Raw genomic sequence first — 24,118 nt, 5'->3', positions numbered from 1 at the left:
TCCTTATTCTATCCTATCGTAATTTCTTCTACCGGTTTCCGGATCGGTGCTTCATGTCTGTGCCCTTTCAATGAAAGCGCAAATGTCAGACTTCCTATTCTTCCGCAAAACATCAGAAATACCAGCACCATTCTTGATGCCATACATACATCTCTTGTGATTCCCGCAGACATTCCCACTGTTCCCATTGCAGAAAAGACTTCAAACATCACATCCGACAAAGAAAACGGCTGCATAATTTCCATGAAGATCGTTCCTGTTAGTATAAGGAACAAATTCGTACACATTACAACACTGGCCTTTCTGATCGCAGTTTCATCCAGTCTTCTGTTAAATACATTACAACCGGCTGCTTCCATCAGATTTGCACGCACAAATACAATAAGAACCACTACGGTTGTCGTCTTAATTCCACCTGCTGTAGATCCCGGGCTTCCTCCTATGAACATCAGAATCATAGTAACAAGTTTACTGCCTTCCGTCAACGCTCCTGTATCGGTTGTATTAAATCCTGCCGTTCTGGCTGTCACCGAGTGAAATAAAGAACAGAGTATCTGTTCTTTCACAGGCATCCCTGCCAGTACATTATTTTTTTCCAGTATCAGGAATAAAACTGCTCCTCCTATAATCAGAAAACCTGTTGTTGATAATACAATCTTTGTATGCAGATGATATTTTTTCCATTGAAATTTTTTCACAGACAGATCATCCCACACCAAAAAACCGATTCCACCGATTATAATCAGCAGCATGATCACTGTATTTACCAGCCAGTCATCCGAATATCTGATCAGTGACTGATAGGCACCATTTTCTCCCATAAGGTCAAACCCGGCGTTGCAAAAGGCTGATATAGAATGAAAGATCCCGTACCAGATTCCTCTTCCTATTCCGAATTCCGGAATAAACCGGATCATCAGCAATACAGCTCCAATGCTTTCAAAAAAAAGTGTTCCTTTTATAATCTTCTTCGTAAGCTTTACAATTCCACCAATTTGAATACTATTGATACTCTCCTGCAAAATTCCACGGACTTTAAGCCCTATCTTTCTTCTTAACAGAATCGCCACACAGACACCAATTGTCATAAATCCCATACCGCCGATCTGGATCAGGATCAAAATGATAAGCTGTCCAAAAAAAGACCAGTGCAGATATGTATCCTGTACAACCAGCCCAGTCACACAGGATGCGGATGTCGAGGTAAATAATGCATCTGCAAAAGATGTCATATTTCCATCCCTTGATGAAACCGGAAGCATTAAGAGAATACTTCCCAAAAGGATCAACAACAAATACCCGACAACAATCATCTGTGTCTGTGTCATCTTTTTATATATTACTGTCATTTGTTTCGTTTCCTTTCTCCTCTATATCTTTCTTCCTCTCTCTCTTTTTTATCCTTCTTCAGAAAAATGTCGAGTTCACGCATCAGATGCAATCCGGCGATCAGCAGAAAGCTCAGGATCCCTGTAAATAAAATAATACTCTCAATCTCGAACATAACCTTTCCTTCCTCTCACTGTTTTTCCTCTCCTGTTTTGTAAATCAATGATAGTATTTTTAGTATAAAGATTGTATAAAGATTCCTGATTTTATGTAAATATTCCGTTATAATTTCCTGCTGAAAAATGGGATTAGGAATTTCATTAAATAGAAAGAATGTGCATCTCCAGCACGCAGTGCCTTTTGTTTCATAGGAAGTTCCTTCGGGATTTTCTATGAAGTAAAAAACGGGCACTTTGCAGTTCTTTCTGCAAAGCGTCCGCCTTTTTTACAAAATCTTTTTATTCAGCTGCTGTTTCTTCCTCATCTGTTTCCGGAACATCATTATGAACGGCAGCCACACCTGCTACATCTGCTTCCGGATCTGTGATCAGTTTGACATCTTTATCCTTTGCAATGTCAAGGTCTTTGACTTTAATGGTTTCTCCAACTTTCAAATCTCCAACGTCAACAATTACTTTTTCAACAAGTGCAGATGGAAGTGCTTTGTATTCAATTTCACCAAGCAGTTCCTCCACAACACCTGTGACAACCTTTGACTGATTGTGGATCACAACTTCTGCTACAGAATGTACCATTTCTCCACTTACCAGTGCCTGAAAATCTATTTCAAGTACTTTTGAACCCATAGAATCATAATCGACTTCTTTTACCAGCACATCCATCTGCTCTCCGTCCAAATCCAGCATGATCTGGCTTCCTTTGCCATTAGCTTTCAGGAACTTTTCCGCTTCTTTCTGTGTCATCTGTACCGGAATGGAGCCTTCAATCTCACGTCCGAATACATTGCCGGTTACATAACCTTCTCTTCTGAGTTTTTTGGCTTTTGTCTGCATGTTTCTTTTTTCAGCTTTTAAAGTATTCATTTATCTTTTCCTCCAATCACTGACTTCTGGTAAAGTACCTATTTCCTTGTTACAGCTGTATTATAGCACTCATGAATTATCAAGATTAACCAAAATCACATCTTTTTTAACCAATATTTTTGCTGTTTTTCAAACTTTTTTCTTTGTTTTGTGCAATTTTTTATTTTTTACTTTTTCATTTTTCAAAAATTTTCACATTTTCATCCCTTGGTTTTTTCTTACGTTATGTTAAATTTCACACCAAAAAAGAACCTGCTGCCACAATTGCATATTCACCTGCAAAATGCTATACTCGGATAAGAAATGTTAATGAAAAGAGGTTTTATTATGAGAGCATATGAACGACTTTTAAATTATGTAGTAGTCCGTACTCCAAGTGATGAACACAGTACGACTTCTCCTTCTTCCCAGTGTCAGTTCGACCTGGCACGTATTCTGGCAGATGAGATGACTGCCCTAGGGATTTCTGACGTAAGTCTGGATGAATTCTGTTATGTATATGGAAAGATTCCTGCCACACCGGGATACGAGAATAAAACATCTATCGGATTTATCGCACACATGGATACCGTTTCCGATTACTGTGACCATGACATCATCCCGGTCGTACACAAGAACTACGATGGCGGTGATCTGCCGCTTGGCACAAGCGGACGTACCCTTACCGTAAAAGATTTCCCGCATCTTCCATCTCTTGCCGAACGCACCCTGATCACAACAGACGGTACAACTGTTCTTGGTGCCGATGATAAAGCCGGAGTTGCCGAGATCATGACCATGGCTGAAGCACTGATCAAAGAAAATATTCCTCATGGACCGATCTCAATCGCTTTTACACCAGATGAAGAAGTCGGTGGTGGAACTGATCATTTTAACGTGGAAAAATTTGGTGCACAGTTTGCCTACACTCTGGATGGCGATACCGAAGGCGAAATTCAGTATGAAAATTTCAATGCATGCAAGGCAGATTTTGAAATTACCGGCTTTGCTGTGCATCCCGGTTCCAGCAAGGATACGATGATCAATGCGTGCCTGGTTGCCGCTGAAATCAATAACATGCTTCCAGGACTTGAAATCCCACGTGAAACGGAGGATTATGAAGGATTCTACCATCTGACCGGTATGAGTGGAGATGTGGCAAAAGCAGAGCTTCATTATATTGTAAGAGATCATGACAAGAATCTGTTTGAAGCCAGAAAAGAAACTCTTCGCCATATTGAAAAGAACCTCAATGAAAAATGGGGAGAAGGCACTGTGAAGCTTATGATTACTGACCAGTACCAGAATATGGCTGAGATTATTGCCGGATGCATGCATCTGATTGAGAATGCAAAGAAAGCCTGTGAAAATGCGGGTGTTGCACCGCTTGTGCTTCCGATCCGTGGCGGCACAGACGGATGCCAGCTCAGCTTTATGGGACTTCCTTGCCCGAACCTTGGAACAGGGGGACATGCATTCCATGGACCATATGAACACATCACGGCAGAAGGAATGGACAAGGCTGTGGATATCGCAGTTGAGCTTGTGAAATTATACGCGGAGATGTAAAGGGTTGTCTGACGGACAGAAGAAATAATACAATAGGGATCACAGACGTTTCGGAATCCAAGAGCATCTAGGTCTGTAGTAAATTTGCTAAAAGCAGTAAGAAAAATGACAAACTCGCTGGCGCTCAGACAGTGTCATTTTTCTTACTAACGCAAATCTGCTACAGACTAAGATGCTTAGGATTCCTGCAAATGTCTGTGATCCCTATTGTATTATTTCTTCTTGTACTGTCGAAAAGTTTTATATATGGATAAGAGTTCCAGGCTCAAGTGAATTTTTTTGGTTAGGATGTCCATATTGCAGGTTATTCAGTTTTATGTTATGTAGCTTTATTTTTATGCTGTTGTTTTTTACATTAAATGGATATTTTATTCAAAGTGTCACATTTCAGGGTTGTATTTCGTCTTTATTTATAGAACGTTCAATAAAGATATGAAAGAAGGTGTTATTTTTATATGCGTGAGTTTTCTGACAGTGAGAAGTTGGAACGATTGTATGAGTTGTATGAGCAGAAGATGTATGCGGTGGCTTTTTCGATTCTGAGGAATGAGTGGCAGGCTGAAGATGCGGTGCAGGATGCTTTTGTACGGTTGCTTAAGAATATACGAAAGCTTCGGGATCTGGAAGATGAAAAAACACGGTCCTATGTTCTTCAGACGATTCAAAGTGCTTCCCTCGATCAGTACCGGAAAAATCAAATAACGTCCAATGCAACGGTTCCAATCAAAGATATGGATTTTGCTGATGAGCGTGATGATATTATGAAGCTGGTCAGCCGTCTTGCCGGTGACTCTGTCCTTGAGCAGATCCTTGGAAAACTTCCCGACTCTTATCGCGATGTGATCCTGTTCCGCTGTGTACACCAGCTTTCGGTAAAAGAAACAGCTTCCGTCCTTGAAATCGGCGAATCTCTGGTTCGGAAACGTCAGCAAAGAGCATTGAAAAAACTCAGATTGATCATAGGAGATGATATGTATGCAAAACAAAAAATTTGACCAAATAAGCCTTGAAGAATTTGATTCTATGAATATGGATCACACTTTTTCCGATAACTATAACCGAAAAAAGCAGAACTTACTGCATGCTGTCTCGGAAAGTGAACATAACCGGCATCGAAACCATCTTTACCGTGTTGCCGCTGCCATCGTTGCCCTTTCCCTCCTTCCCGCAACCGCATATGCAGCTGACAGACTGCTTCAAATGCATTACAACAGTACCGGAACATACAGCGGTGATCTTTCTCTAACGACTACCTCAAAAGATACTGTATTTTCTCCGGTAAAGCTGACTCCAACTTATTTACCTGATGGAAGTATTGCTGCTTCAGACCGTGGACCTGACAAGTACTATGTCCCTTCTGATACAGAATCTTCTTCACATGGTACTGTATTTTCTCTCTACAAGATGGATACCGATGATTTTACATTTTCGCACTCCTATATGACTTCTCGTGAAGAATTTAATGCCAATGGAAATGATGCGGTTCTGATGACTTTCGACTCTTCTGGAGTCTTTGATAAGGATGCCTACGTCGTCTTCCAGGATTCAGGCTATATTGTTGAAATCAATATGGGAAATGCAATCACCAATGAAGAAGCGAAAAAGATTGCTTCTGGTGTGACACTTACGCCTGCTACAGATTCTGACGCTACCTTTGCAGGTTCTTTGTCCGAACTTAAAACGGAATTAGCTGAAGATGCAGCTGCACCAAAAGCACTACAGACTACCTGGCTTAAAGTAAATGATACCTGGACCGACGAAACCTGTGGCTATCAGATGACTGTTAAAAAAGTAGAAGCTTTTGATAATATCCGTTCACTTAACGCAGATTTCTTTACTGATAATGGTAAAAATCTTCCAGATGGTTCGATTAACGACAACGGAGATCTTATATCATATAATCGTGCTATTATTCAGGTCGGAAATGGAACCGACTCGCTCAATACACAAACAGGTACTGCACAGATTCATCGAAAATTATTATATGTAACTCTTGAGATTACAAATCCATCCGACAATCCTTTTTCCGATACGGAATCCTGTGTAAATTATGATCTGACCATTCCGTCCGAAAATCCAGACGGATATTATAACAATGCATTGTTCGATAATCCAACATACAAAGATGTTATCAATTATCCAATTTATTTTGATGCCTCTGTATGCTCCGACAACTCTGACCATCATTACTTTTTCACCAGTCTTGAAAAAGGACAGACCATCACCTGCCATCTTGGTTATATTGTCGATGAAGATCTGTTGGATCAGCTTTGTCTCAATACCTCTTTTGACGGACAGATTGGACAGTTTGTGACTCTTTACAAGTAAACGAATATTTTAAACAAAACCGGAGTTGCCGCATATCACTAAAATCCATGCGCCAACTCCGGTTTCTTAAATTTGAAAATATTCTTTTACCTGTCCCAGTATTATCCCCATCAGCTTTGTCCTTGCTTCTACACTCGCCCATGCTACATGTGGTGTAATCAGCAGTTTTTTGCTATCTTTTATTTTTCGCAGCGGATTCGTCTCACTCATCGGCTCCTGGCAAAGTACGTCAAGTCCGGCTGCAGCTATCTCGTCATTTTCAAGTGCCTCATACAGATCCTGCTCGACTACGATCGGACCACGTCCGAGATTCAGGAAAATACAGGTTTTTTTCATTTTTGCAAATGCTGCTTTATCCATTAAGCCCTCTGTATGTTCATTTAACGGTGCATGAACGGATATAATGTCAGATTTTGCAAGCAATGTATCCAGATCTACCTGTTCGTAACCTTCCTGCGCCGGACGCCCTGATGCCGAGTAATAAATAATCTGTGCTCCAAATGCTTTTGCGATATCCGCAACTCTCCGGCCAATTGTTCCCAGGCCTATGATCCCCCAGGTTTTGCCACTGATCTCCGTAAAATGCTCTGCAAAATGCGTAAATATTGTATCATTGATGTAACGCTCTTCTTTTACATAATCATCGTAATAACGTATCTTTTCCAGCAGATAGAGAAGCATTGCAAAAGTGTGCTGTGCCACCGTTTCTGTCGAATAGCCAGCTACATTTCTCCATGCAACTCCTCTTTTTTCCAGATATTCTTTATCCAGATTGTTGGTCCCCGTTGCCGTCACGCATACCAGCTTTAACTTCTCTGCTTTTCCAATCGTCTGCTCATTGACCTGTACTTTATTTAAAATAATCACATCTGCATCCTGAACTCTTTCCGTTACTTCTTCTGATGTAGAAAAATCGTATTTTACGACTTCACCAAGCCTGTCAAATCCAGAAAGATCAATATCTTCTCCAATTGTTTTTACATCTAAAAAAACTATTTTCATAATCTGTCCCTCACTTTATCACTGTAATTTGCAACTTTTCCTGTTCATTATCATAACAAATTTATTTTACGGATACAACCCAAACAACCGTTGACATTCTTATCCTATGGCGCGTATACTAAAGAAATGAAGAGCATTTGCGATTATATCCTGATATAATTAGCAGATGTTTTTTTTGGTCTTTCTGGCAAGCCTTCGCTTTTTATAAATCACATTCCATCAACATCAAGGAGGATACTATCATGAATCAGAACAAAGCTTTGGAACTTACAAAAGATATCGCAACTGATATTATCGGAGGAATCCTGATCGCTGTCGGTGTCTATAATTTTGCTGCCGCCGCAAAGTTTCCGATGGTAGGGGTAAACGGAATCGCCCTGATCTTTTACCAGTTGTTTGGACTGCCGATCGGTACTGTTGCCCTGATCCTTAACATCCCGATCGCCATCTGTTGTTTTCGGCTTCTGGGCCGCAGATTTTTCCTGAATTCAGTCCGGACGATCATCATTACTTCCATAATCATGGACGCGATCGCACCGCTGTTCCCGGTTTATCAGGGTGACAGACTTCTTTCTGCCATCTGCTGCGGTGTCCTTTCCGGACTTGGTTATGCAATGATCTATATGCGGGATTCTTCAACCGGAGGCTCTGACTTTATCATGATGTCGATCAAAGCACTGAATCCTCACCTTTCCCTTGGAAATATTGCATTTGCACTGGATGCAGTAATTGTGATCCTCGGAACCGTAATTGTATCCCGTGACGTGGACAGTCTGATCTACGGTCTGATCGTCAGCTATCTGCTCTCTCTTGTTATGGATAAAGTTATGTACGGAATTGATGAAGGAAAGCTTGCCCTGATCGTAACCGATCCCGAGCACAGTACTGAAATCTGCTTCAAAATCGATGAAGTTCTCGGACGCGGCTCTACAATTTTAAATGGTATGGGAAGTTATTCCAAAGATGATAAGCACATCATAATGTGCGCCTGCAACAATAAGCAAATGTACGGAATCCGCAAGCTGATCAAAACGATTGATCCAAAATCCTTCCTTGTAATCATGGAATCGAATGATGTAGTGGGTGAAGGATTTAAAGATGAGTAAATTGCGGTCAGCTTTTTCAGACAGCTAAGCAAATCATCCGTATCACTTGTTGGACACTTTGCATCAAAAATAGAATTCCTGATAATAAAAACCGGAGGCTCATGTGTCTTTTTACACAAGCCTCCTGTTTTTCTATAATCTGCCAAGCCAATACTTCGCTTTTATACACACTCTGATTCCCTGTCCTTTTTTAAGTCCGGCTCTTCCTATGAATTCAGATCTTCTGTGATTGATTTAAGATTCATGAAGTTTGTCAGATAATCTGCTGTACCAGTCTTCGCATCTGTTCCGGACATGTTAAATCCACCAAATGGATGCTGAAGTACAACTGCTGCTGTAGATTTTCTATTAAAGTATAAGTTACCTACCTGGAATTCTACTTTTGCTCTCTGGATATTTTCACGTGTCTCACTGTATACAGATCCTGTCAGACCATATTCTGTCTGGTTTGCTACATCAAGTGCTTCATCAAAAGAATCTACTTTGATAACAGCAAGGACTGGTCCAAAGATTTCTTCATTGGCAATTCTTGCATCTCTCTTGATATCGCGGATTACAGTAGGATCAATATAATATCCTTCTGCGTCACTGTATGTACCACCGAATACAACATTTCCTTCTTTACGTCCGATCTCGATGTAATTTGTAATGCTGTTATAAGCGCCCTGGTTGATAACCGGTCCCATCGTTGCATTGCTTTCGCCTGATCCCTGGTTTGCCTTCAGTTCTGCTGCGCATTTTACAACTTCATCTACAAACTCATCATATACATCTGCCAGAACAATTGCTCTTGAGCATGCAGAGCATTTCTGTCCCTGGAATGTAAATGCAGAGCTTGCAACTCCATTTGCTGCTTTCTTGATATCTGCTGTTGAATCTACGATAATTGCATTCTTTCCACCCATCTCAGCCACAACACGTTTAATCCATCTCTGTCCGTCAGCGATCTTGGCTGCATGTTCATTGATTCTGCATCCAACTGCTTTTGATCCTGTGAAGTTTACAAATCTTGTAAGCGGATGTTCTACGATGAAGTCACCAATCTCAGATCCTGATCCTGGAATGTAACTTACTACGTCAGCCGGAATACCAGCTTTCTGGCAGAGTTCTACGAATTTGTATGCAACGATCGGAGCGTCTGAAGACGGTTTACAGCAGATCGTGTTACCGGTAACAACTGCCGATACGATCATTCCACCAAACAGTGAGAGTGGGAAGTTCCATGGAGAAACAGCCACACCTACACCGATCGGGATGTAAACGCATTTTGTAAGTTCATCTGTAGGAACCAGCTCTTTTCCTTTTTCCAGATTCTGGATATGCATCACATAAGAATTGATAAAGTCAAGCTGTTCGCAAAGTTCTCCGTCAGCTTCTCCCCAGTTCTTTCCACTTTCAAGGACGTTCCATGCATCCATGATGAAACGGTTCTCGATCAGAAGTGCTGCAAGTCTTCTTAATACACGTACTCTTTCTTCTACAGATGTCAGGCTCCATTTTTTGAATGCTTCGTAAGATGCCTTAATTGCCTCATCAGCCTGTTCTTTACTGCATGAGCATGCATATCCGAGTACTTCCTTTGTAGCCGGTGATACAGAAGCGATCTTCTTTTCTGTCTCAACTTTTTTTCCACCGATGATCAGCGGGTAAACAGCACCTGCTTCTGCATGAGCCTGTTTGAATGCTTCTTCTATTTTCTTTTTATTTTCTTCCAATGTGAAATCAACTTCTACTGCGTTTTTAAATCCTGTAAGCATGTACTTATGTCCTCCTTGAACTATGGTCTATAAATTGTTTATTATTGTAACAGCAAATTTTCTCCACGTCAATATGTTAAAGTAAAAAAATGTATTTTCGTATACAATTATACCGTTTATATTTTAACAAATAACTTGCATATTTTCGTTCTATTGACATTTTATCTCAATTGATATAAGATATTATTTAAATTGTTCTTTTTAGAACCATTTTTTAAGTGACTGCGCTCGGCGCGAGAATGTGTCAAGGCACATTCTTTTTTATTAAAAAACGGAGGTGTATGGATGAACATTACAAATCTGCTTGTATTAATGCAGCGAATTGGTAAAATGCATGAACAGAAGTTGAAAGAATTATGCCGCCAGTATGATCTCTCGCTGATCGAGGCTAAGATCATTGCTTTCTTACATAATAACCCCACAAAAGATACCGCAGGTGATATCGTCGAGCTACGGATGCTCTCAAAAGGGAATGTATCCCAGGCAGTTGATCTTTTATGTCAGAAGGGGCTTCTTTCAAAAACAGCAGACCAGACGGATCGCAGGAAAACGCATCTTTCCCTGCTGCCATCATGCGAAAATGTTACCGGAGCAATCGACACGTTTCAGTCTGCTTTTTACCACAATCTGTTTGACGGATTTTCATTAGAAGAATTCCAGATGTTCGCCTCGCTGAATGAACGTCTGGCATCAAACGTAGCAACTATTTATCACAAAGGAGATTATTAGACATGAACAAAGACAAAGATTTTCTGGGTACTGAACCCGTCGGAAAGCTGATGTTCCGGCTGGCGCTTCCGACGATCACCGCACAGCTCATCAATATGCTGTACAACATTATTGACCGTATTTACATCGGACACATTCCTGGTAATGGGGCACTTGCCCTTACCGGAGTCGGTGTATGTATGCCACTGATTATGATCATTTCCGCTTTTGCCGCACTGGTTGGAGGCGGTGGTGCACCGCATGCTTCGATTGCAATGGGAAAAAATGATCTTAATACTGCAGAACATATTCTGGGTAACTGCTTTTTCCTGCAGATTCTGATTTCTATAATCCTGACAGTCATCCTGCTGTTTGGTAACCGTACTTTTCTTCTTGCCTTCGGTGCCAGTGAAAATACAATTGAATACGCTGTAAATTATATGAACATTTACGCTGTCGGCACTATTTTCGTCCAGCTTACCCTTGGCATGAATATGTTTATCACCACACAGGGCTTTGCCAAAACAGGTATGCTCTCTGTTCTGATCGGAGCAGTGATGAACATTGTTCTGGATCCGCTGTTTATCTTTGCATTCCATCTGGGTGTCAGAGGTGCTGCGCTTGCCACAATTCTGTCACAGGCAGTCTCCTGCATCTGGGTTCTTTCTTTCCTTTGCGGAAAAAAGACGATCCTGCACATCCGGAAAAAGAATCTCATCCTGAAACCGGAGATTATTCTTCCTTGTGTCGCTCTCGGGCTTGCCACATTTATCATGCAGGCTAGTGAGAGTATCATCTCTGTATGTTTCAACTCTTCTCTGCTGAAATACGGAGGAGATATCGCAGTTGGTGCCATGACGATCCTTACCAGTGTCATGCAGTTCGCAATGCTGCCACTGCAGGGTCTTGGACAGGGTGCACAACCAGTCCTGAGCTATAATTACGGTGCAAAAAACAGAGATCGTGTAAAAAAAGCTTTCAGGCTTCTTTTAACAGCAAGCCTCTGTTATTCCACAATTCTGTGGGCATTTATTATGCTCTTCCCTCAGGTGTTTGCAGAAATGTTTACTTCCGATTCTGCACTGCTTGGTTTTACTAAATCAGCACTCCGGATTTACTGTGCCTGCCTGCTGCTTTTCGGAATCCAGATCGCATGCCAGATGGCATTTACATCATTCGGAAAAGCAAAGGCTTCGATTGCTGTCGCTGTTACACGTAAATTTATCCTGTTGCTGCCACTGATCTATCTGCTGCCGCATATTCTGACCGGGAACAAGACCAATGCAGTGTATATGGCTGAACCGATTGCAGACTTCCTGGCTGTATCCTTCACGACAGTTTTGTTTACGTTTCAGTTTAGGAAAGTGTTGAAAGAACTTGAGGGGTAGTTGCAAGAGGGCATAAAAAATAATCCCTGGTAGCTGCTAAGTTGCACGAACCATTCCAACGAGCCTTTCAAAGCATCAATTGTGTCAGCAATGGCTTCCACAATTGATTAAGTCTCGTTTCCATCGTGCAAAGACGCATCTACCAGGGATTATTTTTTATTTACGTTGTTGACTGAGTTTTACTTCTTTGACCGGGTGTTGAACTGGAGCCATAAACAATGGGATATATATTCAAATAGATTTACTCTTTACACTAATTTAATAGGCTTAGGCCTCCTGACCGTCAGCGAGCCTGGTTTCTTTTTCTGGGAATAATAATGCGAAAATCTTTCTTACCAGTGGACCGGCGAAGCAGAGCTGCCAGAAGAATGCCATCGGGAAGTTGATTACTGTGGTCTGGAACCAGACGGATATGAACTGAGTTCCCGCATTCTTGAAGAGCAGGGTTGCTGCAAGGCTCATAAGTGGACACATTCCGATGATGGATACTACGGAAATGGCGATCACCAGGTGAAAGTTATTATCTCTTTCCAGATTAACAATGGAAAATGCTTTTTTCTTTGCAAATGGTCCGATCAGGAAAAAATCAAGGATGAATGCAATTGGCCCCATAATGACCAGCTCGTGGAATGCATTTAAAAATACCTGGTTGTTCATTCCTCCTACGTTGAGAGCAATGTTGTAACAGATCATGGTATAAACCATCACGAACACCATGATAATTGTGAAAATAACGTCTTGAAATTTGTTTTTTGGCATAAAAATATCCTCCTTCATAATAAGCGTAACAGAAAATGTGTTGTTCGTTCATCATTCCGGAGGAATGTATCGTTTCCAATATAACCGAGATTCTATTCTTTTTTCTATATGGCATATGCCAGACAACGCCATATCAGCAAGGTTTATAATACCTCAACTCTTTAAAAACAGTCAAGTATTTTTTCAGATACATTGAATCATTTTTATCTCTTTTTTCCAAATAAAGAACTCCATACCGTCAGGATCGCTCCTGCAAAAAGAGCCAGATCCGAGAGATTAAAAGTGATATCCGAGAGTTTCCTGTTCTTTGTTTTCAGAGACAGATAATCGACCACATAACCTCTTTTGAAACGGTCATAAGTATTACCAACTGCTCCGCCCAGCATCAGCGATGTTCCAAGCTTTGCCAGTTTGCGTCCCGGTTCTTTCCAAAGAAGGTGCTCCCAGAAAAACAGGATTCCAAGTGCTGCCGCCGACATGCCTTTTACCAGCTTTGGTCTGCAATCCAAATGATTCATCATCAGACCTTTGTTGTGGACTTTGCGGTAGATTCCTTTTCCCTTCCAAATCCGGCGTTCTTCCCCGTCTCTTACATTTTCTTCAGTATATTTTTTAATTCCAAGATCGACCCCGGCAACAAAAGCTCCGGTTAAAATGCTCAGGATTTCCATAATTATTCTCCTTTGATTCGCGCGATTTCCTGCTTGCATACCTCTGTCTGTTCTCCACGCTTTTCGATTGCTTCGCAGAGTGCGATAAAATCGGTATCTACCACTTCCCCCTGTTTGAAACGCTCATATACCAATCGTCCGATCTCTGTCATATCCCGCTCGCTATCTCGCTTCAGACCATAGATCTCATTTTTCTTTTTCTGAATATCGATCGTATCTCCTGCCTTCTTTCCAAGATCATCCACGGTATCTGAAATCCGCTTTCCTATTGTATCAAAAAAATCACTCATTTACTTTTTCCCCTTTCGCATCTGCGTATTTTTCAGAACCGCCTGATCTGCTCAAAAGTACGGTAAAGGTTCAATGCTCCATATCCCCATTCCTGGTTCGGATAATTCATGTCTGTCTTCCGTGAAGCTCCCAATATCAGCAGATTCTTCATCTGTGATGCATCCAGATTCACTCCATGCCTATCCAGCCACTCCATAAAAAGTGCCAGTGCTCCGGAAGTGATTCCAACTGCTATACTGGAACCAGATCTTGCAACAAACTGCCCCTTTAAATTGATCCCTGTCACATTGATCCCCGGCGCAGCAAAATCCGGTTTGATTCTGTTATCTCTAGTATAACCTCTTCCCGAACTGACTGCAATGCTATTTTCCTTTCCATTATAGTACGCTGCACAGACCACCGCCCCGGTATCCCCTGGTTCCATCACCGTATATTCCGGATTTGCACGGATAAAATAGACATTTCCCGTCAGAAACTCTTCCATTGGAAGCCAGATATGAAAGATTCCATTCCCCAGCTCCAGTGTTTCCGGTATAATCTTCCAGATTCCGCTTCCCGGTCTGTCAAACTGAAAAAATGCCAGCTGCGCCCCGGTCGTCTCTACCAGAACCCGGTAATTAAATATTACCCTGGTCTGCTCGAATACAAACACATATTCTCCTATTCCCCGTCTGAGCGAGACCGGTCCTATTGTCTGTCCTGTTGGAGATTCGATAGAAAGTGCCAGAAGATTCGGAAGTTCTGTCCATAGTTCCATCACAAAGCCTCTGGTATTATTCCCTACATTGATCTCCACCGGCTGATTATTTTCCTGTTCCAGAATTCCCAGATAATGATGCCTTTTATCTGCCTCGTTGCCACTTCCGGTCACAATCCCGATTCCTTCGCTCGCCGCCACATTTTGCAGATACTCTGACAGGATTGAATATCCTCCATGTCCTCCAAAGCTTGTTCCAACTGCCAGACAGATCACCAATGGTCTTTTCAGCTCTTCTTGTACCTTCTGCAGATAAAAAACCGCCGCTATCAGATCATTTTCCTGATAGCATCTGGCATCACAGTCTACAAAATAGTACTCCCGTAAATATTCTTTTGCCTCCTTCAGCTTCACGATCACCATCTCTGCCTCCGGCGCTGCCCCAATAAACAGATTCTCCGGATTTGCCCCTCCGCATGCCACACTTGCAACAAAAGTGCCATGTCCGTCCGTATCAAATGACGGAACGGTTTCCTTTGGATTCTCGCTCTGGATCGCCAGATTGATTTGTTCCCTCGTATATTCACTTCCATATCCGATTTCCCGGGGCGCTGTTCCACTTTGTTCTTCCTGATCCCAGATTCGCCGGATCCTGGTCGAACCATCCAGATTCCGGAAAATGGGATCCAGATAGTTGATCCCAGTATCAATGATCCCAACTAGAACTCCTTCACCGCTTAATTCCAGACCAGTCAGATTCTGAACCGCAGCAATTCCCGCCTGTTGGATCGCTGCCATATCCAGTGTTGTATAGCACTTCGGAACCATTGTATACGGATAATCGCCAAGTGGCTTTTTTCTGTCTTCACTCTGGTCAATATAAAGAAGCTCAAAACCGTATTTTAACGGTATCCGGCATCCGTTTTCCAAAGGAAAATTTTCCCCGAGAGCACCGGTATCCCTCATCATAAAATCCCTGTATTCTTCCGACAGAATCTTTTCTTTACATTCTTCCTGTGGCATAACAATCCCTCATATATTTTCTTTTGGAAAATATATGAGGGATTGTTCTTTCTTATACTATGATACTGGACGGTTACGCATTTTGCACTCCATATCCATTCTTTATTCGGTACGTTTCTTTTCAATATCCTCGTAGAAGGAAGTCACTTCTTTTCCTTTTTCCAGGGTACTTACATTCGGACCGCTCTTGAATACGATCTTCAGCAGAATTGGTGTGATGATCGTCGTGATCACTACCACAATGATAACCGGTCCGAGGAAATTGCCGCCCATCATACCGAGTGCTTCTCCCTTGCTGGCAACGATCAGCGCAACCTCACCACGGGAGATCATTCCGACACCGATTCGTGCACACTGATAATTCTTATATCCACACATCTTCGCACCAAGGGCGCAGCCAACGATCTTTGTCAGGATTGCAACAATGGTAAGAACCACTGCAAAGCCTACAATTGCAGTACTCATCTTCGGAAGTTCTACCTTCAGTCCGATACTTGCGAAAAATACCGGTGAAAGCAGCATATAAGACATGGTATCAAATTTCTTCAGCACGAAATCAGATTTACTTGTATTGGAAATGATCAGCCCTGCGATAAATGCACCGGTGATATCTGCAACACCGAAGAATTTCTCTGCCACATAAGCCATCAGCAGACAGAATACAAATGCCATGATCGCATGACGTCTGAGTCCCTTTTCCGCCTGATCTGTCCACTTTTTAAATACCTTGTAAAAGATAAATCCAATCACACCTGCAAATGCGAAGAATGCAACGATCTTCAGTAATACAACTGAAATCTTTACCGATTCATCTGCCATACTTGTTACCAGTGTCAGTGCAACGATACCAAGCACGTCATCAATGATCGCAGCTCCAAGAATCGCATTTCCGGATTTGGTTTTTAATTTACCAAGTTCTTTTAATGTCTCTACCGTAATACTTACGGAAGTTGCTGTCAGGATAACACCGATAAAGATATTCTGCAGAAATACGCTGCAGGATGCATCGGATGTGATCACACCTGGACGGTTAAAGAACATTGCAGTCGCATAACCGCCGATCAGTGGAACGATAACACCTATCAGTGCAATAACGAAGGATGCTTTTCCACTTGCCTTCAATTCCTGTATATCAGTTTCCAGACCTGCACAAAACATCAGCACGATAACACCGATCTCTGCAACGTTATGTATAAAACTTGTCTCTGTCAAGATCCCAAGCATCGCCGGTCCAAGAAGAACTCCTGCAAGAAGTGCCCCTACAACCTGCGGCATCTGTACCTTTCTGGTCGCAAGACCAAGTGCTTTAGTACAAAGTAAAATAATTGCAAGATCCAGTAAATACTTATAAGTCTCCATTCTCTCTCTCTCCTATTTATATCTTGTTTTTTTAGACACATTGTCTAATGTACACCTTTTAATACAATTTTTCAACAAAAAAATACCCGTAAATCTTAAATTTACGGATATTTCCCATTCTATTTTTGTATGATCGCCATGTTTTTTTGATATATGAAGGTTATGATGTTGGGGCAAAAGGTATTTTGACCCCTTTGATACCAGATTGCTACGTGCTTTGCACCCTCGCAATCCTCAGGTTATTGTTATACTTAATGATGCTCAAGCCTTGGTACAGACTGGCTTCTCAGCTCGATCAGCGGTCCTCCGGTTCCTTCGATATATGCCTCCGTGATCGTCACTTCCCCGATGCTGTCATCCTTCGGAATCTCATACATAATATCCAGCATGAATTCTTCAATGATCGCACGCAGTGCACGGGCTCCGGTATCCTTCTTCATTGCCTTTCTTGCGATCGCATGAAGTGCACCATCATCGAATTTCAGATTGACCTCATCCAGTGCCAGAAGCTTCTGATACTGCTTGAGGATCGCATTTTTCGGCTCTTTTAATATCTGAACCATCATCTCTTCATCCAGTCCCTGAAGCGTAAATACGATCGGGAGACGTCCCAGAAATTCCGGAATCATTCCGAAGTTACGCAGATCTTCTGTCGTCACCTTCTCCAGTATTTTCTTATCATGATCATATTTGTCTTTCAGATCCGCTCCAAACCCGATAGAAGAATTCTTCATCAGTCTTTCCTTGATGATCTGCTCAAGATCCGGGAACGCACCGCCACAGATAAAAAGGATATTCTTTGTATTGACTGTAGTGAGCGGAACCATCGCATTCTTACTGTTGGCTCCTACCGGCACTTCCACTTCGCTGCCTTCTAACAGCTTTAACATTCCCTGCTGTACGGATTCTCCGCTGACATCTCTCTGGCTGGTATTCTTTTTCTTCGCAATCTTGTCGATCTCATCGATAAAGATAATTCCCTGTTCCGCCTTATCTACGTCGTTGTCCGCAGCTGCAAGGAGCTTTGATACTACACTTTCAATATCATCCCCTATGTAGCCGGCCTCGGTAAGAGAGGTCGCATCTGTAATTGCAAGCGGCACATCCAAAAGTTTTGCCAGTGTCTTTACCAGATACGTCTTTCCAGAGCCGGTAGGTCCGATCATCAGCATATTGGATTTCTCGATTTCAATCTCATCCATTGTATCCGTTGCCACTCTTTTATAATGATTGTATACAGCAACCGACATTACCTTCTTGGCGTATTCCTGTCCTACTACATATTCATCCAGTTTCGCTTTGATCTTATGCGGAGCAGGAATATCCTTGATATTCAGGATCGGTTCTTTTTCTTCTTCCGGCTTTTTCTTTTTCACACGCTGGCTCTTCGGGATCTGTGCATCCATGTCTCCAAATCCCATCATCGGTCCCATGTTCATAAACTGGCTGTAATCCATCCCGCCAAAATTCATATTGTTCATTGCATCAAAGCTTTTTTGCATACAGTCCGGACACACGCAGATATTGTTCGGAAGATCGATCATCTTTCCGGTCACACTCTCCGGTCTGTGACAGATGAAGCAGACCTTTTCATAGCGGTCTTCATTATTTTCTTTTTTGTCTGTATTTTCTACCTCACCGGTTACTTTCTCAACTGTCTTGTCCTTCTGGTCATTTTCTGCCATTGGCTGGTCCTCCTTTTCTCGGTCGTATTCAGACGATTCCTCTGTCCTTCTTATTCGATTTCCACCCCTGCAAGTTCTATAAACTCTTCCTCTGAAATGATCGGCACTCCAAGTTCTTTCGCCTTTCTGTTCTTGGAAGAAGCAGACTCTACATCATTGTTGATCAGATAATTTGTCTTCTTCGTTACAGATCCGGTCACTTTTCCACCCATCTTCTCAACCAGTTCTTTTACCTCATTCCGGTTTGCAAAATGATTCACGCTGCCAGTGACAACGAAACTCATACCTGCAAATTTCTGTTCTTCTGCCATCTCTTCCGGCTGGATCTCCAGTTCTCCAAGAAGGAGCTTAAATTCCTTTTTTCTTTCCTCTGATACAAAATATTTTACAAATGCCGCTGCAAGCACCGGACCTACACCCTGGATATCACTCAGTTCTTCTTCAGATGCTCCTGTCATTTTTTCCACATCATTTTTAAAATGGCGACAGATCAGTTTTGCATTTGCGAGACCGATTCCTGCAATCCCAAGTCCATATACCACTTTAGCAAGTGTTGTGCTTCTCGCCTTATCCACGCTTGCGATCAGGTTCGCATAGGATTTTTCTCCAAAGCCTTCCATCGTCTGAATTTCTTCCTGATAGGAATCCAGATGGAAGATATCTCTGTATTTGTGAATGAATCCTCTCGCAATAAATTTCTCCAGTGTCGCCTCAGAAAGCCCGTCAATATTGAGTGCATCCCTGCTGACAAACAATGCAAAGGATTTGATTCTTTTTGCCTGACACATCGGATTTGTGCAATACAACGACTTTGCATCATTCATCTGACGGATCTCCGTAGCTCCACCACAAACCGGACAGACTTTCGGGATCTCAATATTGTCACTGCCGGTCAGATTCTTCGCGATCTGCGGAATGATCATATTCGCCTTATAGACTTCGATCGTATCCCCGATTCCCAGATGCAGCTCCTCCATAATACTTAAATTGTGTACACTTGCACGGCTTACCGTTGTTCCTTCCAGCTCTACCGGTTCAAAGATCGCTACCGGGTTAATAAGCCCTGTCCTTGACGGACTCCATTCAATCTCCAGAAGGTGCGTCTCTCGGATCTCATCTGCCCATTTGAAAGCAAAAGAATCACGTGGGAATTTTGCCGTTCTCCCAAGCGACTGCCCATACGCAATGTCATCATATACAAGGACCAGACCATCTGACGGAAAATCATTTTCTACGATCTTTTCTGCAAAAAATGCAACCTTCTCATCCAGTTCTTCTCTTGTCACCAGATAATGCTCCACCACATCAAATCCCTGCTGTTCCAGCCAGTCAAGCTGTTCTTTTCTGGAATTGTGGAAATCCACATTTTCTGCACGTACCAGGGTAAATGCATAGAATTTTACATTTCTCTGTGCCGTGATCTTGTTGTTCAGCTGGCGGACAGAACCACTGCACAGATTCCGTGGGTTTTTATATTTTGCATCCACGTCATCAATTTCTTCATTGATCCGCTCAAAATCTTTGTAACCGATCACCGCTTCCCCTCGCAGGATCAGTTCCCCTTTATACGGAATATGAAGCGGCACATTTTTAAATACTTTCGCATTGTTGGTAATGACCTCACCGACTTCTCCATTTCCTCTTGTAACTGCCTTAAAAAGCTCGCCGTCACGATAGGTCAGAACAATCGTCAGACCATCCATCTTCCATGAGATCACAGCCGTCTGGTCTCCAACAAATTCCTTCAGCCTTGTCACTTCTTTTGTCTTGTCAAGAGAAAGCATCGGTGACTCATGACGTTCTTTCGGAAGCTCACTTAATACTTCATATCCTACATTCACAGTCGGACTGGAAGCCATAACGGTTCCCAACTCTTCTTCCAGACCTTTCAGTTCATCATACAGCGCATCATACTCATAATTGCTCATAATTTCCTGCGCATCCTGATAATAAGCTTTTCCGGCTTTATTCAGAAGCTCTACCAGCTCCTGCATCCTTTTCATCTTATCCATATCCAAATCCACACTTTTAATTATTGTTCCACGGTGTCGGCTCTGACTTTGAATCCCTGATCAGCTCATAGAGTTCATTCAGTTCCTGATCCGTAACCTTCCGGTATTCTCCCGGCTTTAAATTACCAAGTTCGATATTCATGATCCGCACTCTCCGAAGCTCCTTTACCTCGTAGCCAAGTACCTCACACATCCGGCGGATCTGCCGGTTGAGTCCCTGTGTCAGAATGATCTTAAATTTATATTTTCCAAGCTTTTCCACCTGGCATGGTCTTGTGACAGTATCCAGGATTGGGACACCACCCGCCATCTCCTTGAGAAATTCATCTGTTACCGGCTTATCAACTGTAACTTTATATTCTTTTTCATGTTTATTTGCCGCACGCATCATCCGGTTGATAATGTCACCGTTGTTCGTCATCAGAAGCAGTCCTTCCGAATCCTTATCCAGACGTCCTACATAAGTAATCCGTACCGGATAGTTAAGAAATCGTACAATACTGTCTCTCTCCCGTCTTTCCTCAGTACAGACAATTCCACGTGGCTTATTGACCGCAAGCACGATCATCTCTTCCTGTCTGGATACCTGCTTTTTCCCAATCCGGACAACCTGCCACGGCTCTACCTTCATTCCGGTCTCTGCACGCACACCGTCAACCGTCACCTGTCCGGCTGCTATCAGTTTGTCCGCTTCCCTTCTGGAACATACACCAGCTTCACTTAAATATTTGTTCAGCCGGACCGGTCCTTTATTTTCCGTGTCCAGAAACTGCTTTTCTATTTTATTTGCCATGTTTTTCTCCTGTTAATTCTCATCCAGTACCCCCGCCAGCATCCGGTCTTCAAAGAATGTATTGGCATTATACAGGAACAGCACATCATCAAACTGTTTATCTGACATCACAGAACTTAATTTACCGGTATAATAACGAGGGTCGATCACAACGATTTCCCGGTAATACGGAGCCAGAAGCGGAAGAAAACAGTTTGCATATGAATCTTTGAACACCAGAAGTCTGCGTTTTTCTGTCTGTGTTGACTGGATATCGATCATTGCATGATTTCCACCGAAGAATACGGAATATTGATCTCTCTCATCCAGTTTGGATGAATCATACATAGAAGCACTCTTTTTCTGTTCTTCCACATAATTGACTGCAACCTGTGGTGCATCCGCACTCTTTGGCAGATAAATATAGATTGGTTCCTTATAATCTGTCTCATATCCACTCTTTGCGGATAACGTTCCGTTAAAAGAATCCGATACCGCATAGGCTTTCATCTTAATTTCTTCACTCTTATCCAGTCCAAGCTGCGTCTTTGCTCCCTGGAATGCATACCATGCACCAAGAGAAGTCCAGTGATGATCCGTGTGATAATAAATTGCTTCATCCTTGTGAGCATCCAATACTTTTTCTGCATCGATCCAGTCATAAGAATCTCCAAGTTCTGCCTTTACACGGCTGATCTGTCTGCTCTGACTGGCAGTCACCGCAAATGCCGGAAGCTTGTCCTCCATAACATTTGCCGCATTCGGGACCAGCATCATATGCATCTGGATATCCGGATAACGCTCTTTAAAATTCTTCATTGCATCCAGATTCTCTTTCAGATCACTTTCATCTGCCACAGCAACATCTTCCATCAGATAATGATCCTTTCCTTTGAAAACACCACCTTCTTCTGTCCTCCCCGCCACACTGTCCGCGAATGTCTTAATTCTTACCCAGGTATCTCTTCCTGCAAACTGATCCGATACATACTCCTCGTACTGCTCCATAAACCTTCCGGAAGCAATTCCGGAAAGAGAAATTTCCGGTTTCTGCGCCAGCATACGCATTTCTTTTTCTGACATCTGCCTGTCTTTATGCATAAGGTTTACTCCGCAGCTGAGAATAAGGACTCCCAAAAATAAAAACGCACATACTGCCTGGATCTGTTTTTTCCCTCCTGGCAGAAAATACTTTGTTCTGTTTTTTTGTTTATTATTCTTTCTTTCTACCATTGTCTTTCCTTAAAATCTAAAATATAAAAATGGATTGTAACTTTCTGTCACCAGATATGCCACACACAGTACAAACAGTCCTGTCATCAGGCAGCCTGCCAGAACCGTATGCGGTCTTTCTTCATTAAATACCAGCCGCTTTCCGAGCAGATGCATAAACGGTGTACTTCCTATGATCCCTGCCACCCAGAAGAGCCAGTTTCGCATGATCAGATACAATGCCTGGCTATCCATAAATCCGGTTGCACCCTGTCCGAACATATTGCCGATCCAGGTAAGTGCGCTTCCGAGTGTCGGGCTGAAGAACAGTACCCAGCCGAGCATGACCAGAATCATTGTGTAAAGTGTCTGGACTGCCCCCGACAGCTTTGCAAGTATTTTTCCTGTAAAATATTTTTCAGTAATGAGGATCACTCCGTAGAAGAGCCCCCATACTACAAAGTTCCAGCTTGCCCCGTGCCAGAGACCGGTCAGGAACCATACAATCAGAAGATTCAGTAAATGCCGCGGAACCGTTACCCTGTTTCCTCCAAGCGGAATATACACATACTCGCGGAACCATGATCCCAGCGAAATATGCCATCTTCTCCAGAACTCGGTAACACTTTTGGAAATATACGGATAATTGAAGTTCTGCATAAACTCAAATCCGAACATCTTTCCAAGTCCGACTGCCATGTCCGAATAACCGCTGAAATCGAAATAAATCTGGAAAGTGTAGGCAAGACATCCAAGCCACGCAGTCACTACTGACATTCCATCCATCGCCGCGATATTTTCATAAATCGAACCAATCGTATTCGCCAAAAGCACCTTCTTTGCCAGTCCCATCACAAAGAACCAGGCACCGTATCCAAACTTCGTCAGTGATTCCTTTCTTTCACGCAGTTGTCTCTCCACATCTGCATACTGTACGATCGGACCTGCGATCAGCTGTGGGAACATTGTAACATAGGTTCCGAAATCAATCAGATTTACCTGTACGTCTACATTTCCCCTATATACATCAATGATGTAAGACAATGTCTGGAAAGTATAGAAAGAAATTCCGATTGGGAGTTCCAGTTTTCTATATGGAATATAGAACGGAAGGATCGCATTTAAATTTGTTACGATAAATCCGTAATATTTGAAAAATCCAAGAATAAACAGGTTTACAACGATCGTAAAGATCAGACTGCGCACCTGCGATTTTCTTCCTGCTTTTAATGCAATGTCCATTCCGCAAAAATAATTGAACAGAATGGAAATCAGCATCAGGAAGATATAGACCGGCTCTCCCCACGCATAAAATATGAGGGAAGCGATCAAAAGTACCACATTTTTTACCTTACGCGACACCAAATAATATACCAACAGTGTAATTGGCAAAAATGTAAACAAAAATACCAGACTACTAAATAACAT

General features: G+C 42.4%; 21 protein-coding genes. 6 read left to right on the top strand and 15 right to left on the bottom strand.

What is annotated here, in order from left to right:
- Positions 1–8: 8 nt before the first annotated feature.
- From PG840_RS11220 to PG840_RS11210, 3 genes are all read right to left on the bottom strand, one after another.
- Positions 9–1,349 (bottom strand): TrkH family potassium uptake protein, encoded by a 1,341-nt coding sequence (locus PG840_RS11220; protein WP_117556823.1) that lies wholly within the window; start codon positions 1,347–1,349, stop codon positions 9–11.
- The gene (locus tag PG840_RS11215) at positions 1,346–1,504 is read right to left on the bottom strand and encodes a hypothetical protein (protein ID WP_008374277.1); all 159 of its coding nucleotides are present in this window, start codon (positions 1,502–1,504) and stop codon (positions 1,346–1,348) included. Before PG840_RS11215 ends, PG840_RS11220 begins: the two co-directional genes overlap by 4 nt.
- Before the next feature lie 283 nt (positions 1,505–1,787).
- Positions 1,788–2,372, bottom strand: a complete 585-nt coding sequence (locus PG840_RS11210; protein WP_118217460.1) for a 50S ribosomal protein L25 — start codon at positions 2,370–2,372, stop codon at positions 1,788–1,790.
- 327 nt (positions 2,373–2,699) lie between these two features.
- Here PG840_RS11210 and pepT point away from each other — a divergent pair, with 327 nt between their 5' ends.
- The 3 genes from pepT to PG840_RS11195 all read left to right on the top strand — a co-directional run bounded on the left by pepT (position 2,700) and on the right by PG840_RS11195 (position 6,248).
- Positions 2,700–3,920: a peptidase T gene (gene pepT / locus PG840_RS11205; RefSeq protein ID WP_270205479.1), complete on the top strand. Its 1,221-nt coding sequence runs from the start codon at positions 2,700–2,702 to the stop codon at positions 3,918–3,920.
- Between the two features lie 455 nt (positions 3,921–4,375).
- The gene (locus tag PG840_RS11200) at positions 4,376–4,915 is read left to right on the top strand and encodes an RNA polymerase sigma factor (RefSeq protein ID WP_118217458.1); all 540 of its coding nucleotides are present in this window, start codon (positions 4,376–4,378) and stop codon (positions 4,913–4,915) included.
- The gene (locus PG840_RS11195; RefSeq protein WP_181988890.1) at positions 4,896–6,248 is read left to right on the top strand and encodes a DUF4367 domain-containing protein; all 1,353 of its coding nucleotides are present in this window, start codon (positions 4,896–4,898) and stop codon (positions 6,246–6,248) included. The genes PG840_RS11200 and PG840_RS11195 overlap by 20 nt, the downstream gene beginning before the upstream one ends.
- A 66-nt stretch (positions 6,249–6,314) precedes the next feature.
- On the opposite strand, the gene PG840_RS11190 is transcribed toward PG840_RS11195, so the two are convergent.
- Positions 6,315–7,250, bottom strand: coding sequence for a D-2-hydroxyacid dehydrogenase (locus tag PG840_RS11190; RefSeq protein ID WP_118198516.1), 936 nt, complete (start codon positions 7,248–7,250; stop codon positions 6,315–6,317).
- Between the two features lie 242 nt (positions 7,251–7,492).
- On the opposite strand from PG840_RS11190, the gene PG840_RS11185 reads away from it, so the two are divergent.
- Positions 7,493–8,356, top strand: a complete 864-nt coding sequence (locus tag PG840_RS11185; protein ID WP_117824170.1) for a YitT family protein — start codon at positions 7,493–7,495, stop codon at positions 8,354–8,356.
- A gap of 206 nt (positions 8,357–8,562) precedes the next feature.
- On the opposite strand, the gene PG840_RS11180 is transcribed toward PG840_RS11185, so the two are convergent.
- Positions 8,563–10,113 (bottom strand): L-glutamate gamma-semialdehyde dehydrogenase, encoded by a 1,551-nt coding sequence (locus PG840_RS11180; protein WP_117835485.1) that lies wholly within the window; start codon positions 10,111–10,113, stop codon positions 8,563–8,565.
- A gap of 285 nt (positions 10,114–10,398) precedes the next feature.
- On the opposite strand from PG840_RS11180, the gene PG840_RS11175 reads away from it, so the two are divergent.
- Entirely contained in the window at positions 10,399–10,842 is a 444-nt protein-coding gene (locus PG840_RS11175) for a MarR family winged helix-turn-helix transcriptional regulator (RefSeq protein ID WP_270205478.1), read from the top strand.
- Positions 10,843–10,844: 2 nt separating this feature from the next.
- Positions 10,845–12,209, top strand: coding sequence for an MATE family efflux transporter (locus tag PG840_RS11170; protein ID WP_022220860.1), 1,365 nt, complete (start codon positions 10,845–10,847; stop codon positions 12,207–12,209).
- A gap of 267 nt (positions 12,210–12,476) precedes the next feature.
- Here PG840_RS11170 and PG840_RS11165 read toward each other — a convergent pair whose 3' ends face one another.
- The 10 genes from PG840_RS11165 to PG840_RS11120 form a co-directional block, all read right to left on the bottom strand.
- A complete protein-coding gene (locus tag PG840_RS11165; RefSeq protein ID WP_270205477.1) occupies positions 12,477–12,968 on the bottom strand; it encodes a DUF2798 domain-containing protein in 492 nt (163 codons plus the stop codon).
- Between the two features lie 203 nt (positions 12,969–13,171).
- On the bottom strand, positions 13,172–13,639 hold the full coding sequence (locus PG840_RS11160; RefSeq protein ID WP_270205476.1) for a signal peptidase II: 468 nt from the start codon (positions 13,637–13,639) through the stop codon (positions 13,172–13,174).
- A 2-nt stretch (positions 13,640–13,641) separates the two neighbouring features.
- On the bottom strand, positions 13,642–13,929 hold the full coding sequence (locus PG840_RS11155; RefSeq protein WP_270205475.1) for a hypothetical protein: 288 nt from the start codon (positions 13,927–13,929) through the stop codon (positions 13,642–13,644).
- A 32-nt stretch (positions 13,930–13,961) separates the two neighbouring features.
- A complete protein-coding gene (locus PG840_RS11150) occupies positions 13,962–15,650 on the bottom strand; it encodes a S8 family peptidase (protein WP_270205474.1) in 1,689 nt (562 codons plus the stop codon).
- Positions 15,651–15,752: 102 nt separating this feature from the next.
- Positions 15,753–17,009, bottom strand: coding sequence for a cation:proton antiporter (locus PG840_RS11145; protein WP_117824175.1), 1,257 nt, complete (start codon positions 17,007–17,009; stop codon positions 15,753–15,755).
- Positions 17,010–17,260: 251 nt separating this feature from the next.
- The gene (gene clpX / locus PG840_RS11140; protein ID WP_055158510.1) at positions 17,261–18,694 is read right to left on the bottom strand and encodes an ATP-dependent Clp protease ATP-binding subunit ClpX; all 1,434 of its coding nucleotides are present in this window, start codon (positions 18,692–18,694) and stop codon (positions 17,261–17,263) included.
- A 50-nt stretch (positions 18,695–18,744) separates the two neighbouring features.
- Positions 18,745–20,706: an NAD-dependent DNA ligase LigA gene (gene ligA, locus PG840_RS11135; protein ID WP_270205473.1), complete on the bottom strand. Its 1,962-nt coding sequence runs from the start codon at positions 20,704–20,706 to the stop codon at positions 18,745–18,747.
- A 16-nt stretch (positions 20,707–20,722) separates the two neighbouring features.
- Entirely contained in the window at positions 20,723–21,499 is a 777-nt protein-coding gene (locus tag PG840_RS11130; protein ID WP_117835494.1) for a pseudouridine synthase, read from the bottom strand.
- Between the two features lie 12 nt (positions 21,500–21,511).
- Positions 21,512–22,579, bottom strand: a complete 1,068-nt coding sequence (locus PG840_RS11125; RefSeq protein ID WP_055249146.1) for a DHHW family protein — start codon at positions 22,577–22,579, stop codon at positions 21,512–21,514.
- A gap of 141 nt (positions 22,580–22,720) precedes the next feature.
- On the bottom strand, positions 22,721–24,118 hold the full coding sequence (locus tag PG840_RS11120; RefSeq protein ID WP_270205472.1) for an MBOAT family O-acyltransferase: 1,398 nt from the start codon (positions 24,116–24,118) through the stop codon (positions 22,721–22,723).

It is taken from the genome of Coprococcus sp. AM97-35 (genome assembly GCF_027697525.1).
GTDB lineage: Bacteria > Bacillota > Clostridia > Lachnospirales > Lachnospiraceae > Allocoprococcus > Allocoprococcus comes.
This window is presented reverse-complemented; position numbering and strand designations above follow the sequence as displayed.